At 45.7% G+C, this 18,402-nt stretch carries 18 protein-coding genes; 16 read left to right on the forward strand and 2 right to left on the reverse strand.

Annotated features, from left to right (window positions below):
- Positions 1-9 precede the first annotated feature (9 nt).
- Positions 10-1,326: a sorbosone dehydrogenase family protein gene (locus ABQ275_RS04225; protein ID WP_349317025.1), complete on the forward strand. Its 1,317-nt coding sequence runs from the start codon at positions 10-12 to the stop codon at positions 1,324-1,326.
- A gap of 163 nt (positions 1,327-1,489) precedes the next feature.
- Positions 1,490-1,642 (forward strand): hypothetical protein, encoded by a 153-nt coding sequence (locus ABQ275_RS04230; protein WP_349317026.1) that lies wholly within the window; start codon positions 1,490-1,492, stop codon positions 1,640-1,642.
- 64 nt (positions 1,643-1,706) lie between these two features.
- On the opposite strand, the gene ABQ275_RS04235 is transcribed toward ABQ275_RS04230, so the two are convergent.
- Both ABQ275_RS04235 and ABQ275_RS04240 read right to left on the reverse strand, forming a co-directional pair.
- Positions 1,707-2,327 carry a hypothetical protein gene (locus tag ABQ275_RS04235; protein WP_349317027.1) on the reverse strand — a complete coding sequence of 207 codons (621 nt, stop codon included), beginning with the start codon at positions 2,325-2,327 and terminating at the stop codon, positions 1,707-1,709.
- 69 nt (positions 2,328-2,396) lie between these two features.
- Positions 2,397-3,536, reverse strand: coding sequence for an aminotransferase class I/II-fold pyridoxal phosphate-dependent enzyme (locus ABQ275_RS04240; protein WP_349317028.1), 1,140 nt, complete (start codon positions 3,534-3,536; stop codon positions 2,397-2,399).
- A gap of 310 nt (positions 3,537-3,846) precedes the next feature.
- Here ABQ275_RS04240 and ABQ275_RS04245 point away from each other — a divergent pair, with 310 nt between their 5' ends.
- The 14 genes from ABQ275_RS04245 (at position 3,847) to ABQ275_RS04310 (ending at position 18,400) form a co-directional block, all read left to right on the forward strand.
- On the forward strand, positions 3,847-4,626 hold the full coding sequence (locus ABQ275_RS04245) for a helix-turn-helix domain-containing protein (protein ID WP_349317029.1): 780 nt from the start codon (positions 3,847-3,849) through the stop codon (positions 4,624-4,626).
- Positions 4,627-4,701: 75 nt separating this feature from the next.
- The gene (locus tag ABQ275_RS04250; protein WP_349317030.1) at positions 4,702-7,533 is read left to right on the forward strand and encodes an FAD-binding and (Fe-S)-binding domain-containing protein; all 2,832 of its coding nucleotides are present in this window, start codon (positions 4,702-4,704) and stop codon (positions 7,531-7,533) included.
- A 272-nt stretch (positions 7,534-7,805) separates the two neighbouring features.
- Positions 7,806-8,402, forward strand: coding sequence for a class I SAM-dependent methyltransferase (locus tag ABQ275_RS04255; protein ID WP_349317031.1), 597 nt, complete (start codon positions 7,806-7,808; stop codon positions 8,400-8,402).
- Between the two features lie 90 nt (positions 8,403-8,492).
- On the forward strand, positions 8,493-9,104 hold the full coding sequence (locus ABQ275_RS04260) for a methyltransferase domain-containing protein (RefSeq protein WP_349317032.1): 612 nt from the start codon (positions 8,493-8,495) through the stop codon (positions 9,102-9,104).
- A 237-nt stretch (positions 9,105-9,341) separates the two neighbouring features.
- Complete coding sequence (locus ABQ275_RS04265; protein ID WP_349317033.1) at positions 9,342-10,142, forward strand: CRISPR-associated endoribonuclease Cas6; 801 nt, start codon at positions 9,342-9,344, stop codon at positions 10,140-10,142.
- 1,031 nt (positions 10,143-11,173) lie between these two features.
- Positions 11,174-11,722 (forward strand): DUF4255 domain-containing protein, encoded by a 549-nt coding sequence (locus tag ABQ275_RS04270; protein WP_349317034.1) that lies wholly within the window; start codon positions 11,174-11,176, stop codon positions 11,720-11,722.
- Between the two features lie 23 nt (positions 11,723-11,745).
- The gene (locus ABQ275_RS04275) at positions 11,746-12,315 is read left to right on the forward strand and encodes a hypothetical protein (RefSeq protein ID WP_349317035.1); all 570 of its coding nucleotides are present in this window, start codon (positions 11,746-11,748) and stop codon (positions 12,313-12,315) included.
- Between the two features lie 36 nt (positions 12,316-12,351).
- On the forward strand, positions 12,352-14,412 hold the full coding sequence (locus tag ABQ275_RS04280) for a phage tail sheath C-terminal domain-containing protein (RefSeq protein ID WP_349317036.1): 2,061 nt from the start codon (positions 12,352-12,354) through the stop codon (positions 14,410-14,412).
- Positions 14,413-14,452: 40 nt separating this feature from the next.
- Positions 14,453-14,884: a phage tail protein gene (locus ABQ275_RS04285; RefSeq protein ID WP_349317037.1), complete on the forward strand. Its 432-nt coding sequence runs from the start codon at positions 14,453-14,455 to the stop codon at positions 14,882-14,884.
- 2 nt (positions 14,885-14,886) lie between these two features.
- Positions 14,887-15,420 (forward strand): phage tail protein, encoded by a 534-nt coding sequence (locus ABQ275_RS04290; RefSeq protein WP_349317038.1) that lies wholly within the window; start codon positions 14,887-14,889, stop codon positions 15,418-15,420.
- 11 nt (positions 15,421-15,431) lie between these two features.
- The gene (locus ABQ275_RS04295; RefSeq protein ID WP_349317039.1) at positions 15,432-15,593 is read left to right on the forward strand and encodes a DUF5908 family protein; all 162 of its coding nucleotides are present in this window, start codon (positions 15,432-15,434) and stop codon (positions 15,591-15,593) included.
- 3 nt (positions 15,594-15,596) lie between these two features.
- Positions 15,597-16,361, forward strand: coding sequence for a hypothetical protein (locus ABQ275_RS04300; protein ID WP_349317040.1), 765 nt, complete (start codon positions 15,597-15,599; stop codon positions 16,359-16,361).
- Positions 16,358-18,106 carry a type VI secretion system tip protein VgrG gene (gene vgrG, locus ABQ275_RS04305; protein ID WP_349317041.1) on the forward strand — a complete coding sequence of 583 codons (1,749 nt, stop codon included), beginning with the start codon at positions 16,358-16,360 and terminating at the stop codon, positions 18,104-18,106. The genes ABQ275_RS04300 and vgrG overlap by 4 nt, the downstream gene beginning before the upstream one ends.
- A gap of 6 nt (positions 18,107-18,112) precedes the next feature.
- Positions 18,113-18,400: a PAAR domain-containing protein gene (locus tag ABQ275_RS04310; RefSeq protein WP_349317042.1), complete on the forward strand. Its 288-nt coding sequence runs from the start codon at positions 18,113-18,115 to the stop codon at positions 18,398-18,400.
- The last annotated feature ends 2 nt before the right edge of the window (positions 18,401-18,402 follow it).

Genomic DNA, 18,402 nt, shown 5'->3' on the forward strand with positions numbered 1-18,402 from the left:
TAATACTGCATGATGAAACGTTCTTTTTTCCTGTTCCTGCTTATGATTACCGCCTGTAACGCCCGGAAAATTAACAACGGATCATACAGCGGCTCCGTGAATACACAAGGGTACCAGGCAGATACTTTACCGCCGCCTTATGCAACGGGTTCTGCCAAAAATTACAGCAGCGTAGTGGGGTGGAAAGAGGGGAAAGTGCCACTGGCGCCAGCAGGATTTACGGTGACAAAATTTGCAGATGGACTGGATCATCCGCGCTGGATCTATGTAGCAGCGAACGGGGACATTTTTGTAGCAGAATCGAACACGCTTTTAAAAGGCATAAAGAAGTTGGGCGCGAAACTCTCCCGTAAAATTAAGACACAGCATTATGGGGAAAGTGCCAACCGTATTATTATGTTCAGAGATGCTGATAAGAACGGGATTCCTGAAAGTCGTCATGTGTTGCTGGAGAACCTCAATCAGCCTTTTGGTATGTTGATCCTGGGTAAATATTTCTACGTCGGCAATACGGATGCGTTACTGCGCTTTCCCTATCAGTGCGGCGATACTGTTATAAGGGGAAAAGGAGAACAGATCTTATCATTGCCTGCCGGTAAATATAACCGGCATTGGACCCGCAATATCATTACCAATGCCAGGGGAGATAAAATTTTTATCGCCGTAGGATCAGGCACCAATGTGGCGGAAAAGGGACTGGACAATGAAAAGAAACGGGCCAATATCCTGGAAGTGAACCCCGATGGCAGCGGAGAACGTATTTATGCCAGCGGACTGCGTAATCCTGTAGGTATGGACTGGTCGCCGGTTACCGGTAGCTTATGGACAGCCGTGAACGAGCGGGATGAACTTGGTGATGAGCTGGTGCCGGACTACCTCACCCAGGTGAAAGAAGGCGGCTTTTATGGCTGGCCTTTTTATTACTATGGCAACCATGCAGAACCGCGTATGAAAGATAAGATGGCGGCGGCTCCCGGTCAGCAGGCAATAACGCCCGACCTGCCACTGGGCTCACATACAGCTTCACTCGGACTATTATTTTATAAAAAAAATGCATTCCCGGCAAAATATCACAACGGCGCATTTATTACACAACATGGTTCGTGGAACCGTTCTGTTTTATCGGGTTATAAGGTGGTGTTTGTTCCGTTCAGGGATGGGAAGCCTGCCGGCGGAGCGGAAGACTTTTTAACCGGGTTTATGGATGATCTTGAAAAAAGCGAAGTACGCGGGAGGCCGGTAGGCATAGCGGTGCTGGCAGATGGTTCTATGCTGGTATCAGACGATGCCAGTAATATCATCTGGCGGGTGCGCTATGAGAAATAAATAAATCGTTTCATCGGCAGGCATTTTGTGGCAAATTGGTTGGAGACAGGGTAACGTAATTTATAATTAGCAGTAGTTTTCATTAGATAAGGCTTATAACAAACGGTGTAGTGAAATCGCACGAACAAAGACGGCTTTTTTTCACACTTCTAAAAATTTGTATATGCTACATCATGATGATCCCCGTGATAACAGGCGGGAGGAGGAAGAAGAAATACAGGAGCTTGAAAATGAAGAGGGTATCCCGATCGACGAGGAAGAACTGGTCGGCGATGAGCCACTGCCTTCAGATACTTTTTCTCCGGACTGCTATTGAAGGTGTGGCTTTTATTTCGCACAATGGTGATGCAGGGACCTGATATGGGAAAAGATAAGGCAACTTATCTTTTCCCATTCAACAAGCCCTTTACCAGGCTTTTCCATTGTATTTTGGATAACCCGAGGATAGCACCCAAACCAATAAAGAAGTTCCGGACTTTATCGCTGAAAGGTACCACCGCCGTATTGGGTATTTCATTGCGGCCATATACACTTGCTTTGATCTGATTACCTTTTTTTTCAACAATGAAAGAGCTGGTGGCATATGCTTTGAAAAAATGCGCCACTTCTTTGCCGGCCTTTTCCGGAAGGGGAAACGGTCGGACCCGCATGCCGGTGTAGGCTATGTCGGGATTATTGTTTTCAGCAATCAGTTCAATTTTAACCCAGTCGTAGCCTTCACCGGTTTGAGAACCCGGCCCCGGAATATTGATCCGGATATTATCTCCTTCCTGCGCACTGCGGTGCAGGGGTTTGCCATCGTCATCCGTTAAGGTGAAAGATGCCGTGAGGTCGCCACTGATTTCCTGCCAGTTGTTTACATCCAGCAGTCTTTTTTGGGCTGCTTCGTAGATGGCAACGGCCTCGTTGGGATTGATGGTTTTGCGTGTATATGATGTGTTGGACTGCCCACCTCCCTGTTGTGACGGAACAAGCCCACTATCAGATAATGAATTTTCCATATTGTTAGATATTACTGATGGTATCGCCAACAATTATGCCCCGACGGTTATTCATACTTCAGTCAGCAGTTATAGCGCCTTTGTTATCGCTGCTTCGATGTCTCCGATAAGGTCTTCTGCATCTTCAATACCTGCCGACAGCCGCAACAAACTATCGCTGATGCCTAAACGTTGCCGGTCCTCCGCAGTTAAGCCACGATGGGACGTTACAGCCGGCTGGCAGATCAGGCTTTCCACGCCGCCGAGACTCAGCGCAGGTTTGATCAGGGAGAGTGCTTTCAGGAATACGAGTAGTTTGTCTGGTGCTACATCCAGTTCAAAAGACAACATACCGCCAAATCCTTTCATTTGTTTCGCCGCCAAAGCATGATCAGGGTGAGAGGGCAGTCCCGGATAGTACACCCGTCCGATAGCAGCATGGCCGCTGAGGTGTTGCGCCAGCAGCAGTGCATTGTCGTTTTGTTTGTGCACCCTTAGTGCCAGCGTTTTTAAGCTCCTTTCCGCCATGTAGCATTCATAGGGTGTAAGTGAGCCACCATACATTTTTGCCGTGCGGTGGATTTGTTCTTTATGATCCTTGTTATTGGAGATCAGGGCGCCGAAAGGCAGGTCATTATGGCCTCCCAGGTATTTGGTGCCACTGTGTACAGAGATGTCGATACCCAGTTGTAATGGCAACTGGTTGATGGGAGATGCAAACGTATTGTCTACGATGGTGATCAGCCCATGCGCTTTGGCCAATGCAGCTACTTCCTGCAACGGAACGATGTTCAGCAGCGGGTTGGCAGGCGTTTCTATATAAATAATCTTTGTGTTTTTCTGTAACAGCGATTCAAAGCTCTTCACATTATTATCTGCGTAGCTGCACGTAATACCTCTTTTGGGAAGCTCTTCTTCTGCAAATTTCCAGGTGCCGCCATAGAGGTCGCGCGAAAAAATGATATGATCGTTGTGTTGTGCAAATGTGAGGATGGCCGTGCTGATGGCTGCCATACCGGAGCTATACATCATTCCCCACTGGCCCTGTTCCAGCTCCGCCATAATTTGTCCCAGCCGTTGCTGGTTATAAGTAGAGTAAAAGCCGGGATATTTCAACTCCGCTGCATCGATATAATTATATGCAGCAGAAGGGAGGATGGCCGAAGTAACGGCGCCTTCAAAATTGCCTGTTGTAAGCGGATGCACACATAAAGTACCTGTTTTTTTCATGATATCGGTTTATTAAAATGAAATTACGAAGTTGTAAGGGAGATGTGTCTGATTACATTTTTTTAAATTTAAAATGATTCTAAAATGGTGCTGGTTGATTGGATCTCAGGTAAATGACGGTTCTGTTAATATAAGGGAATAAAGCAATAATCAGCAAAGGTATTGTGAGGGGAAAGACGCCGTTTTCCTTAAATAGACATTTATTTGTCGATTTCAGCCAAATAAGCAGATACTTGCCTGTTATACGCTTATTACAGGAATTGCGTATTATTTCTTAAATTGTAGGTGATTTATTGATTCCAGCCATATTATGAGTTTAATAGCCTCTTTGCCGGAAATAGATAAACGGCCCGATTCCGTTTATGTGATGCATGAGAAATCAGAAAAGCATATCCCCTTTCACAAGCATAAAAAAGGACAGTTATCGTATGTGGAAGGTGGGGTAGCCTATATTCATATAAAAGACAAAACCTACGTAATCCCTGCCAGGCATTACTTTTGGGTGCCTACTGGCCTGGAACATATTTTAAAGGTAGGTTACTCTGCTACCGTAATGCGCTCCCTGTTTTTTTATACCCACGATGATTCCAAGGACCCGTTCTATGCGCAGCTGGGCATTTATCCTATCAATGATCTCCTGTTGCAGATGATCCAGTATACACAGGACTGGGACGGGCATATCAGCGGAAAGGAAGACCGGTACCTGTTTCTCGCAGCGATCAAAAACATCCTGCCCGCCATCAGTACCCGCATCAATCCGATCATGTTACCATCTACAGAAAATGAACGCATGCTGGCTATCATGAATTATATGGATAAACATATCGCAGAAACGCATTCCCTGCATAGTATCGGGAAGAAGTTCGGCCTGAGCGAACGTACCTTGTCGCGGTTATTCCAGTCTACCCTTAATATCTCTTTTCTGCAATACCTGAAATCCCTGCGTATGGTACGTGCCATTGAACTTATCCAGACAAATCATTCTATCGGCGACATCACCTATGCCATAGGATATAACAGCATCGCGTCTTTCAGCAATACCTTCTACCAGTTTACCAATCTGCGGCCATCGGATTTTAAGAAATTGTAACGTTGTAAGTGCGAATAGTTCAAAGCTATAATGTGTAATTTTATATATTAGAGGTCGATCTATTATAGCATAAGTATGAATATTGCGCAAGAATTAAGCAGCATTTTACCTGAAAATCGTATCAGGTCAAAGTATATTGATATTGTATCATTTGCAGCAGACGCAGGCTTTTATCATTTGCTGCCGAAAGCTGTTGTACAGCCGATAGGAGAAGCAGAGATCATTGCTTTGTTCCGTTTTTCACAACTCCATAAGATCCCGCTGGTATTCCGTACAGGTGGGACAAGCCTTTCAGGGCAGTCTATCACCGATGGGATTTTAGTAGACCTGAGCCAGCACTGGAATAGAATACAGATTGAGGCATCCGGCGACCAGGTGCGCGTACAACCGGGTATTACCGGTGCGATGGTGAATGCTTACCTCAAAAAGTACAAACGCAAGATTGGTCCGGACCCTTCCAGTATCAGTGCGGCCATGATAGGGGGCATTTTATCCAACAATGCCAGCGGCATGTGTTGCGGTGTAAAGTTGAATTCTTACCACACCACAAAATATATCCGGTTTATTTTGCCGGATGGAAAGACTTTTACCACCGAAGATCCGCAGGACTATAGCCGGTTTGAGCAGGAGTGTAATGAGTTGCATAACAGTTTGCAGGGCATCCGCCGCCGGATCATGGGAGATGAAGTATTATATAAAAAGATCCGGGACAAATACCAGACAAAAACTACGGTAGGATATTCGCTGAATGCACTGATCGACTATGAGCATCCGCTGGATATCCTGGCGCATCTGTTGATCGGCGCCGAAGGCACCCTGGCTTTTATTTCAGAGGCGGTATTAAATACCGTTCCTGATTATCCGTTTAAATCTACTGCACTTTTATATTTCCCTACTATTCACGCAGCCTGTGAAGCGATTGTACCGCTTACGAATGCCGGTGCCATGATGGTGGAATTGATGGACAGGGCTTCTTTGCGCAGCGTGGAAGACTTGCCCGGTATGCCGCCTATCGTAAAAACATTGCCGGAAGCGGCAGCGGCGTTGCTGATTGAATTCCAGGAAGATACGGTGGCTGCACTGGATGAGCGGGTAAACCAGTTCTTAGTAGCGGCGGCAAACCTGTCGCTTTTCAATGCGCCTGTTTTTACGCGCGATCCCAAAGAGCAGGACTTTTTGTGGAAAGTACGCAAGGGGCTTTTTCCGGCAGTAGGCGCGGTACGGGCCAGCGGAACCACTGTTATACTGGAGGATGTGGCGTTTCCGGTGGAGAAACTGGGCGCTGCTATCGCAGACCTGCAGGCACTCTTCCTACAGTATAATTATCCTAACGGCATTATTTTCGGCCATGCAAAAGATGGAAACATCCATTTTGTGGTGACGCAATCTTTTAATACAGCAGCGGAAATCACGCGGTACGATAAGTTCCTGAAAGAAGTGGTGGTGTTGGTTGTAGAGAAGTATAACGGTACGTTAAAGGCGGAACACGGCACCGGGCGCAACATGGCGCCTTTTGTAGAAACAGAGTGGGGAGGGGATGCCTATGCCCTGATGAAACAGATCAAGGAAGTGCTTGACCCGCATTTGCTGTTGAATCCGGGGGTAATCATTAATGATGATGCCAATGGACACATCAAGAATCTGAAAGAGCTTCCATCCGTGGAAGAAGAAGTGGATCGTTGTATAGAATGCGGGTATTGTGAGCATAAGTGCCCCAGTCGTGATGTTACCATGACGCCCCGGCGGCGGATCGTGGTGAGGAGAGTATTACAACAATTAAAAACATCGGGAGACAAGGAAAATTATAAAGTGTTGCTGGATCAATATCAGTACGAAGGACTGGAAACATGTGCTGTAGATGGATTGTGTGCGACAGCCTGTCCCGTGGATATCAATACCGGCGACCTGGTAAAGCGGTTGAGAAGAGAAAACCATTCAACTTTCTCCAATCAGCTGGCTTTAATGGCGGCGAAGAATTTTGGGATAGTGGAATGGGGTGCCCGTACGGCGCTGAAAGTGGGTGCAGGTATTAATAGTGTGTTGGGAAAGAATACCATGACCCGTCTTACAGTTGGGTTAAAGAAGGTGGTGCCGGCTATGCCTTTGTGGACGGCGCATTTATCATCTCCCCCAAAACTATCTGTGCTGAAATATAACCAGCAAATACCGGCTGCTGCTATCAAAAATACGGTCGTTTATTTTCCCAGCTGTATCTCCCGGATGATGGGTACTTACGCGGGCAAAGAGAAAAACATCCTGGAAACTTTTTTAAGTATCTGTACAAAAACAGGGATTGAGGTGTTGGTGCTGCCCAATGCGAGCGGCAGTTGCTGTAGTCAGATCTTTTCTTCCAAAGGTTATAAAGATGCTTATCATTTTACGGCCAACAAAATCGTGAACCAGCTATGGGATATTAGCCGGGAAGGGGCTTTGCCGGTGGTAGTGGATGTAAGCTCCTGTGCTTATACCTTACATCATATCAAAGGGACGCTGGATGAAGCCAACAAGCATAAATTTGATCGGCTGACCATCCTGGACAGTGTTGATTTCCTGCATGATTTTGTAATGCCGTTGGCAGATGTAAAACAAAAGAAAAATGATATTGTGCTGCATTCCGTTTGTTCGCTGGAAAAGATGAAGACAGCCGGTAAATTTATCGGGGTGTCGAAACATTTTGCTGTTAATGTAACGGTGCCGTTGCATACCGGATGTTGTGGGATGGCGGGCGACCGGGGCTTTATGTTCCCCGAGCTCACTGCATCCGCTACCCGTCCGGAGGCGGAAGAGGTGAATAAAAAGGAATATGACGGATATTACTCCTCTACTAAAACGTGCGAAATGGCCATGTCTGAGGCATTAAACAAGAATTACGAGTCCATCCTGTACCTGGTGGACGAGGCCCTCTAGGGGCCTGCTTTTGCGGTTTATGATGATAGTTCCCGGTGGGAGAGAAGGAAAAAAGCGTTATCTTTGCGGGTCTGTTAACAGGTATATGCCTTTATAGATAGTAAAGAAATGTTTTATATAATATGATAGATGTAAAAAGTACTCCCGGGAAAAGTGCTTTATTAGCTGGGAGACATGCATATGATGCAGTCTCGCAGATAAATTCCCCTGCGCAGCTATGCGCTCAGGCACTATCATTTATTAATCTGTTCTAAAAGTGTCCCGATCCTTCTATGGAGAATGTTTTATTAAACCCGAAGTGGTATGTAAATGATGCGGCGTTTGACTGGTTATATCCTGAAAGGATCCAGCAGTTATCACGGCAGCATTGGACACCACTGGGGGTAGCAAGGAAGTCAGCACGGTTTTTAGCGTCAGCACCAGGTGCAAGGATATTGGATATCGGCAGTGGAGTGGGTAAGTTTTGCCTGGCTGCTGCACATTATTCTCCGGACGCCTTTTTTCATGGTATTGAGCAACGAAGGGAATTATACAATTTTGCACAAGCAGCCAAAGCACTAACGGTGACGGAGAATGTGCGTTTTATTCACGGTAATTTTACGGAGATAAATCCTGCTGACTACGATCACTTTTATTTTTACAATGCTTTTTTTGAGAACCTGGTAGATGAAGGGCAGATAGATCAGCAGGTGGAGCATTCTATTAGTTTGTATGCTTATTATACCCGGCATTTGTTCGACTTGCTGGATAGTAAACCCAGTGGAACCAAGTTGGTTACCTTCCACAGTCTGGAGGATGAAATACCACGCAATTACCAACTGGTAGAAGCATCAGCAGATTTATTGCTGAAGATGTGGATGAAGAAGTAAAGTAAGACTATAAAATAATATATTGATTTTTGAAGTTCATCGCTCCGCTGTTGTGAAGTGAGCGTTGAACCAACTTAAAATTTAGTGACAGTGCCAACGACGATGCCGTTTTTATCCGGACATGCAGATAGATGGTTTAGATCAGATTTTCAGTTTCACCATCTTTATCCGCTTTACATACAGGCCCTTGCTTACAAGCACTGGACCCCACTGGAGGTGGCCAGAAAAGCAGCCAGCTTTCTTGCTACCAACGCCGGTGTAAAGATCCTGGACATCGGCAGTGGCGCCGGAAAATTTTGCCTGAGTGGCGCCTACTACCATCCTGATGCTTCCTTTTACGGCATTGAACAGCGCGATGACTTATCTCTTTATGCTACCGCAGCGCAGCAAAAACTGGGCCTCGACAATATTACCTTCATACACGGTAACCTCACCACGCTTGACTTAAAAGACTACGATCATTTTTATTTCTTTAACTCTTTCTATGAGCATCTTCCCGGCTCTTTCAGAATAGATGATAAACTGGATTTCTCTACCCAGTTGTTCAATCATTATAACGGCTATATGTGCCAGCAACTCGAAAAAATGCCGGCAGGAACGCGGCTGGCGACCTATCATTGCCCCGAAGAAGATGCCCCCGCAGGGTATCATGTGGTAGGTGCGCATATGGATGATTTGCTGAAGTTTTGGGTGAAGGCGTAGGGCGTATTTTCGTTTATGCGTTGGCGTTATCAATGCGCTGAGTATGCCCGGGCATAATGATGCCGTATTGCAGCCTAACTATGTACTTTGATGTATCCTCTAACATATCTAAACGAACAACTCCTCAAAATGTACTACGCTGAACTTTGATTTTTATTTTCTTTTTTTTAATGTGAAATTATTCTTATTATGTGATAGCGTATAATTATAAGTATCCCTGTGTAGCATCTTATATTTATGAAATTTAAGTTGATATTATCCCCGGCCCAGTCGAAGACTTTAATACCTATAAATTACTCCTACCCGCTGTCAGCGGTTATCTACAAGATTCTTGACAGCGCAGACAGGGACTATGCTGAATTTCTGCATAGTCGAGGATATACGCAAAAAGACTCACTCAAAGCTTTTAAGCTTTTCACTTTCTCAGATATTAAAACGCCTTTCAGGATTGTTGATGACCGGCTGCATTTTTTGTCCGATGTAGCAGAATTAGTGGTTTCATTTCATTTGCCGCAGGTGGCAGAAAATTTTATCAAAGGTTTATTCTTGCATCAACGGATAGAAATAGCTGACCAGCATAGCCGGGCCATTTTTTCCATTGATCGGGTGGAGACATTAGCCGCTATTCCTGTAATGGGAAGTAATAATCATGTACAGGAGTTGCTGCTGAAACCTACGTCACCAGTTGTTTGTGGGTCAATGAATGAACAGGGACACTATAATTTCCTGGCGCCAAATCATCCCGATTTTATGCGGGTATTACTCTTTAACTGGAAAGAGAAATTTAGGGCACTTCATGGCATCGTGGCTACAGACCTGGCATTTTCTTTCGCAGAGATGGAAGTATTGTTATTCAGTAAATCACCCAGACCGCGGTTAATAACCATCGAAACTGATACTGCTGCGCAAACAAAGATCAAGGGATATGCTAATTTCCGGATGAAAGTAAAAGGAACGAGGGCAGCTTTGGAGCTACTGGTAGATGGAGGAGTAGGCACGTATTGTAATATGGGAGTGGGTAGTGTGGAGATAGTCTGATTAGTTGCTGATGTGAAAAATAAAACAGGAATATCTACATAAAAAAAGGCACCGATCCACATCGGTGCCTTACTGTAAAACCAATTGCCCTTCAACAATTAGTATCTTTATACCAAGAGGTAAACCTGTTTAATTTCAATAGCAGTCGCATACACAAACACGTCTGTTTTCTCAAACGGTGTGCATAAATCCTGTTAGCGGGTTTTATAGGCGGATGAATTGCTTTTATGCTCAGTGCGGTATCTGCATCCGGGTAAAAGGCAACTTGTATTCATGAACGGGATGGTGTATCAAATCCTGCATGTCTACGGGGATAACAAAAGCAAAAATATTAATTTCAACTATCAATTGCGTAGCTATTTTTAAAGAGATAATTTGGCTGTTTTCGTTATGATGAAATTTGGGTTTGGAGCCGCCCAAACCCTTTGCCACTGCGGTATGCGTAACTATTGGTTTTTGAGAGTGCGTTATAAAATCGAATTAGCCGGTTGTAGTGGTTTGCTGTGGTAGTTTTCAGCGGAATCATACATTGTCAGCTACTTGTTTTAACCCATAGAATTACATTTTTTTTACATTTCTTATCCTGGCTATAGCCGGAATTTTTAACGGGTGGCATCACATCTTACCTGCTTTTCATAATCCGGTATAACCAACAAGTCCGTTTTTACCTTGCCCTCCAAAAAAATGCAATTGATTGCGCCCCGAGAGGCAGCCCTCCAAGATGCTTTACCCTCCTGCTTTTTCCCAACGTCTATCAGATATTTATATTATGGGATCTATTTATAAGTTGTTTTCAACGCTATATTATTTTTTTTGTCTACTTTTTGTTAATGTCGATTTTAGTTTATAACTTTTACATCGAATTCACTTACGATAGGTTGTTGAATAAGCATTTTTAAGGATTTATTTGAAGAACCAGACTGTTAGATTACTTTTTCTGTTTGAACATTTGCCCCTTAATTTACCCCAAAGAATAAGTATTTTTTTACGGAATCAAGAGATGATCTATTAACACATAACCCCTGTGTGCCATGATATTTCCGGCAATAGATATACTCCGCACTGAGCTAATCGCAGGTGGGGTACCGGCCGAGTTGGGCAATATCGGAGAGATACTGGCCAATAACAGCCATGGTGGCGATGAAAACATCGTCATCTCACTGATTAATATTGAGGAAAACAGGATTTCAAGAGACCCCCAGAACTTTGTCAGAAATGGCATGGAAATTAAAATGAAGAATCCTGCGGTCCATTTATATCTCACTTTATTATTTACCTCTGTAAGAGATACAGGCGGTTATGGTATGGCATTGCAAAGTATTCAGCAGGCTATTTCTTTCTTCCAGCGGAAGTTTGTATTTGATCATACAAACACCCCGGCACTGGATGCAGGTATAGAAAAACTTATCCTGGAAATGGTCAGCCTGAACCTGGAACAGCTCCATCAGCTATGGGCAATGCTGGGCGGGCGTTATCACCCTTCTGTGGCCTATCGTGTACGCATGGTTACCCTCGACAGTATTACCGAAATGAACGGCCCTATCATAAAAGAAATTATCGCCGGTTATCATACAAAATAGGTCCACTGTACCAATAAAATAAAATGGAGGTCATCAGTACTATATATAAGCAATTATTTACCGTAAAGATGTTGCATCCGGGCTATGATCCTGCACGTCAGCGGTTCATTTCATCGGCTATCCAACTGGAACCCGATCAGCAGACAAAAGAACTGTTTACCAGCTACAGCATGGGATACCGGTTCTTTAGTGATACACTGATCTGTTTTGTACGCAGTAAATTATTTGCCCCGCCTGCGGCAGAACCGAAGGTGCCCTACACAAGGGTTTCCGGCGACCTGCTGATCCGTTTTCTGATGCAGGTATCCACTGATTTCCTGGATAGGACTGTAGTGGTAGCTGCCGGCGCAAAACGGGTATATCGTTTTTCAAACAAGGTGAATATAGGTACGGGTGGATGTATCAGCATGCATGCAGATGGTGTGAATGATGATGACCTGAAAAATACGGCCGTCGTAGCTGCCGATAAAACCTGTTTTGGTGTGATCGATGTTTTCGCTGCCGGCGCTGTCAATAGCGCCTACGAATTGTTTGGTACAGATCAGCAGATTCAAAGCCCGCAATACAATGTTGTGTTTAAAAGTACAATCTGAAATATCTTTTTTTCATTATTATAAAAAGATGGTTACATGTCACAAATTAATGAAACCGCAATTAAGACACCTGGTGTTTACACCACAGAAATTCCGCTGTTCCCACCGTCTGTAGCACAGGTGGATACTGCTGTTCCGGCTTTTATCGGATACACGGAAATAGCGGAAAGAAAAGGGGAGTCGTTGAGATTTAAGCCAACGGAGATCACATCCTTGGTGGACTTCCGGCAACTTTTTGGTGGCCCGTATACCGTTAGCCCGGGCGATTTTACCCTGAACGTAGACCCCCTGCATAATTATGTGGTTACACAGGTGGCCTACACAAAAATGTATTATCTCTTTGATGCACTGCGGCTCTTTTTTGATAATGGCGGCGGCAAATGCTACATCGTTTCTGTGGGTGGCTACACAGATAATGTTATTGCCGGCGATGAAACACTAACGCCGCCCACCGGCCTGCGTGGTGGTGTGAAAGCCATCGAAGTGTTTGATGAACCCACCCTGATCCTGTTTCCCGACGCCGTACAACTGGATGATACCGCCTTTTTTGCCCTGCAACAAATGGCGTTGTCGCAATGCGCTGCCCTGCAGGACAGGTTCTGCGTGTTTGATACCCGGGAAAACAATACCGGTACCACTACACCCTGGAAGACAAGCGTCAGCAATTTCAAGGACAGGATCGGTATCAATGCGCTCAACTATGCGGCATGTTATACACCCTGGTTAATCAGCTCCTTTACAAAGGATATTGGTTTCAGCTTACTGGATGATCATGTTTTTGATACACCCGTTCCTCCTGCTGTAGCTACCAAAATAGATCTGGCAAACCTTACCTCCGTACCGGCTACTAACGCGCTGGTGACCAGCCTGCGGAATAATAATGCGGATCAGACAGTAGTAACAGGCGCCATTACCACACTGGTAACGGATGGAGCTACTGTATACCCATCTGTCATTGACCGTTACAACAAACTAAAAAATGATGTGCTGAAAGCTGCCGACGGCGCGCCTACAGAAACCGCACTGGACGCACTGATGGATTATATAGAACTGGTGATGCTGGCATTACCACCTGTAAAAACAGCCTTTGTCAATGTGAAACTGAAACAGGCTTTCGACGATTTTGCCAAAGACCCCGGTGCCGGACTCGCAAAATTTCTGAGCGACCTGGTGGCCCTGGAAAAAAATGCCGATGCCATTGTGCTGAGAGCAGATAACTCCGCTTCCCTCGCTGCGTATGATCCGTTACTGGCGCTCTGGATACCCACTCCGCCGCCACCGAATACCATTGCTACCATTCCACTGAGTACCACCGTTTATAATACGGCTGGTAGCACAGTGCATACACAGGCGCTCAATGTTATCGGTGACCTGGATGGGATTATCAACGGCGTAAATGCCTTTATCAATAAGCTGTTGACCGCTACCGCATCATATGTAAAATTCGGGCAGGATGCCTTGTATAAATCACATCCGGTGATCAGTAACTGGGTATTGTTCCTGCAACGTGAGTTGTCTAAACTGCCTCCATCTGGTGCTGTAGCCGGCGTTTACGCTTTAATTGATGGCACAAGAGGCGTTTGGAAAGCACCGGCCAATGTAAGCCTCAATTCTGTTGTAGGGCCTTCTGTGATCATCGATAACGTTACACAGGATACTTTGAATATAGATGACGTAGCAGGTAAATCCATCAATGCTATCCGGGCATTTACCGGTAAAGGAACCCTCGTGTGGGGCGCCCGCACACTGGACGGCAACAGCAGCGAATGGCGGTATATCTCCGTAAGACGCCTGTTTATCATGGTGGAAGAATCAGCAAAGAAAGCAACGTTCCCCTTTGTATTTGAACCCAATGATGCCAATACCTGGGTGAAGGTGCGCGCCATGCTGGAAAATTATCTCACCCTCTTATGGCGGCAAGGCGCATTGGCCGGCGCAAAACCGGAGCAGGCATTTTTTGTGAAATGCGGCCTCGGACAAACCATGACTGCACAGGACATCCTGGATGGTAAACTGATTGTTGAAATTGCTATGGCTGCCGTACGGCCGGCGGAATTCATCATCCTCCGGTTCGAACATAAACTCCAGGAATCTTAGTATATCGATATACACTTTGTAATAGTTAAAAAATAATATTATGGCAGAATATCCTCTTCCTAAGTTCCACTTCCAGGTAGAATGGGGTGGCTCAAAAATCGGGTTTACTGAAGTTTCCGGTCTTGATATCAGCACAGAGGTGATTGAATACAGAGATGGCGCCAGCCCCGAATATTCAAAAGTAAAAATGCCGGGCCAGCGCAAATACTCCAACATCACCTTAAAGAGAGGCACCTTTAAATCAGACAACCAGTTCTATGCCTGGTTCAACACCGTGAGCTTAAATACCATTGAACGGCGTAACCTCATCATTTCCCTGCTCAATGAAAATCATGAACCGGTAGTCGTCTGGAAAGTAAAGAATGCATGGCCGGCCAAGATCACCCCCACCGATTTAAAAGCTGATGGGAATGATGTGGCGGTAGAAACCATAGAGCTGGCCCATGAAGGGTTAACCATTCAAAATGAATAATCATGCCCGACATATTGGATTATCCCCAAACAGGATTTCATTTTACCGTAGCCTTTGAATTATTTCCGCAGATGCCCAATGATTTCAGGTTCCAGGAAGTAAGTGGGCTCACGGTAAACATAGAAGCAGAACCCTATAAAGAAGGCGGTGAAAACCGCTTTATACACCAGCTGCCGGTAAGAACCAATTACAACGAGTTGGTGTTGAAGCGGGGCAAATTTATGGGTTCGGGCATCCTTCAGTGGTGTAAAAATGCAATTGAAAATTTTGAATTCAAGCCCACCAATATTCTCATTTCACTGCTCAATGAACAGCACCTGCCATTGTATAACTGGTATGTTATCAATGCTATCCCCAAAAGACTGGAAATAGGCGCTTTTAACGCAGAGAGAAGTGAGGTGGTCATTGAAACAATGGCACTGAACTACCAGTATTTCAAATACTACGATCCCGCAACAGCGGCCATGGATCTGGCAGCAGGGCTTCAGGGCGCCATTTCAGGTGCATTGTCAGGATCTGTAAGTGTGGGCATATAAAAATCAGCATCATGCCGATAGAAATAAAAGAACTCAACATCAAAGTACAGGTACAGGATAGTATGCCGCAAACAAATACCGGCTCCACGGTGTCTGAGAATCAACTCAATTCCATTGTGGCGGAATGTGTGGAACAGGTACTGAAAATTGTAAACGAAAAAAAAGAGAGATAAACGATGCCCGGTGAATTAAAAAAGCTGAAGATCAAAGCCATTGAAAACGGCCAGGTTACACAGAACCCCGACCTGATGTATGATGCTTTGGTAAATCCTGAATCATATACCATGCGGCACCTGGTAGTGTATAATCCTACGCCGCCAGCTGCAGGTAGTACCGGTAAGAACCAGCAGTATGCGTACACGGCGCCACCGGATCTTCAGTTCGATTTTCTTTTTGATAGTTCCGGTGTGATACCGCAGCCACTGGGCGGACTGGCCGGTGCATTGAGTGGTATTCCCGCTGTAGGCGCCATCGCGGGCGCTATTGCCGGTGCTACCGGCGCGGTAAAGAAGTACGATATTTTAGCAGATATCAACAAGTTTAAAAAGGTAGTATATGTATACAACGGTACCGGGCACTCACCACGCAGGGTGCAGTTGTTGTGGGGTACCTTGTTTTTTGAAGGCGTACTAACGAGCCTGAGCTTCAATTTCAAACTGTTCAAACCCGATGGTACCCCGATAAGAGTGGTGGCCACCGCGGCTTTTAGCGGTACCATTGAAGACGACCTGAAAGTGGCCATGCAGAAAAGCAACTCACCGGATCTGACGCACATCCGGGTAGTGAAACAGGGCGATACACTGCCCTTAATGACCTACCGTATTTATGGAAGCGCAGACTATTACCTGGAGGTAGCGCGATTTAATAATCTCACTGACTTCAGAAATATCAGGCCCGGTGATACCATCAAGTTTCCACCGTTAGATAAAAGTAACCAATGAGCGACAGCAGAATTTTACCAACAAGTACCCCGGTAGGACTGGTCACATTTACCATCAAAATGGAAGGTGAGGCTATCTCTCAGGTGTATGGCGTGTTGTCAATGGTGGTTAACAAGGAAGTGAATAAAATCCCTTCCGCCGATATCGTGTTGCAGGATGGAAGTGCGGCGGACGAAAACTTTGAAGTGAGTAGCCTCGATCTTTTTATCCCCGGTAAAGAAATTGAAATTTTAGTAGGATACCAGTCAGATGAAACCACCATTTTTAAAGGCATCATCATCAAACATGGTATAAAAATACGGAGTAATGGCAGCTCGATGCTCCTGCTGGAATGCAGGGACAAAGCGGTGAAACTATCCGTGGGCCCGCAGAACAAATATTTCATTGATAAAAAAGACAGCGAAGTAATTGAAGAGATCATCGATGGATATGGATTGGATAAAGATATTGAGACGACTACGGTACAGCATAAACGATTAGTCCAGTTTGGATGTACAGACTGGGATTTTATGCTCTCCCGTATAGATGCGAGCGGAAAGGTTTGTATCACAGATGATGGTCAGATTACCGTTAAGGCGCCAACGCTTAGTGACGAACCAGTTTTAAACCTGCTCTATGGCGGTACCATTCTTGACTTCGATGCCACCATGGATGCCCGGGATCAGTACCAGGCGGTAAAGGCGTATGCCTGGGACCCCGCCACACAGGCGGTATTGGAAACAGATGCCACAGATCCTGCTATCAGTGGTAACGGCAATATTTCCGCCGCAGATCTGGCTGCTGTAATAGGATTGGAACAGTTTGAATTAAGACATACCGGCACATTGCCGCAGGAAGAGTTGCAGGCGTGGGCAGATGCCCAGCTCCTGAAAAAACAACTCGCCAAGATCAGGGGACGTGTAGGGTTTATGGGCTTCGCTGGCATAAAGCCCGGCAACCTTATCGTGCTGGAAGGATTGGGTGACCGGATGAACGGCACCGTATTCGTTTCCGGTATCCGTCATGAAATTGGCCAGGGAACCTGGAAAACGGATGCGCAGTTCGGCCTTTCTCCCGATTGGTTTACACAAACGTACCCGGTAACCCAGTTGCCGGCATCCGGCATCCTGCCGGCGATACAGGGCTTACAAATAGGGGTGGTTACACAACTGAAGGAAGACCCGGATAGTGAAGACAGGATTCTCGTTAAAATACCTATCATCAACAATGATGAAATGGGTATCTGGGCAAGGGTGGCCTGCCTCGATGCAGGCGATAACCGCGGCACCTTTTTCCGCCCGGAAGTAGGCGATGAAGTGGTAGTAGGTTTCCTGAACAATGACCCGCGCGATCCTGTGGTGCTGGGCGCATTAAATAGCAGCAACAAACCGGCCCCGCTCACGGCAACAGATGAAAACGATGAAAAAGGATATGTATCACGCAGTGGTATGAAAATGCTTTTTGATGATAATAAAAAATCCATCACACTGGAAACCCCTGCCGGAAAAAGTATCGTGCTGGATGAAGACGCAGGGATCTTGAAAATGGAAGATGAAAACGGCAATAAAATTACGATGGATACGGATGGCATTACGATCGAAAGCAAGAAAGTAATCACCATCAAAACAGACGATGATATTGCGATCAAAGGGAAAAATATTGAAAGCACGGCACAGGCTTCCTTCAAAGCAGATGGAAGTGCCGGAATAGAACTGACCAGTAGCGCCATCGCAAAATTAAAAGGATCATTGGTACAAATAAACTAACGTAAAATGCCTCCAGCAGCAAGAATAACCGATATGCATGTTTGTCCGCTCACCACCGGGCCTGTTCCGCATGTAGGCGGACCGTTGCTACCTCCCGGTTGCGCTACCGTGCTGATTGGCGGCATGCCGGCGGCTTGTGTGGGAGATATGGCGGTTTGCACCGGCCCACCGGATTCCATTGCCACCGGCTCAGCAACTGTACAGATAGGCGGAAAATTTGCAGCCAGGGTTGGCGACACAACTGCACATGGCGGAAGTATAGTAGTAGGCTGTTTCACTGTTTTAATCGGATAGTT

Source organism: Chitinophaga sp. MM2321 (assembly GCF_964033635.1).
In the GTDB taxonomy this organism is placed as follows: domain Bacteria; phylum Bacteroidota; class Bacteroidia; order Chitinophagales; family Chitinophagaceae; genus Chitinophaga.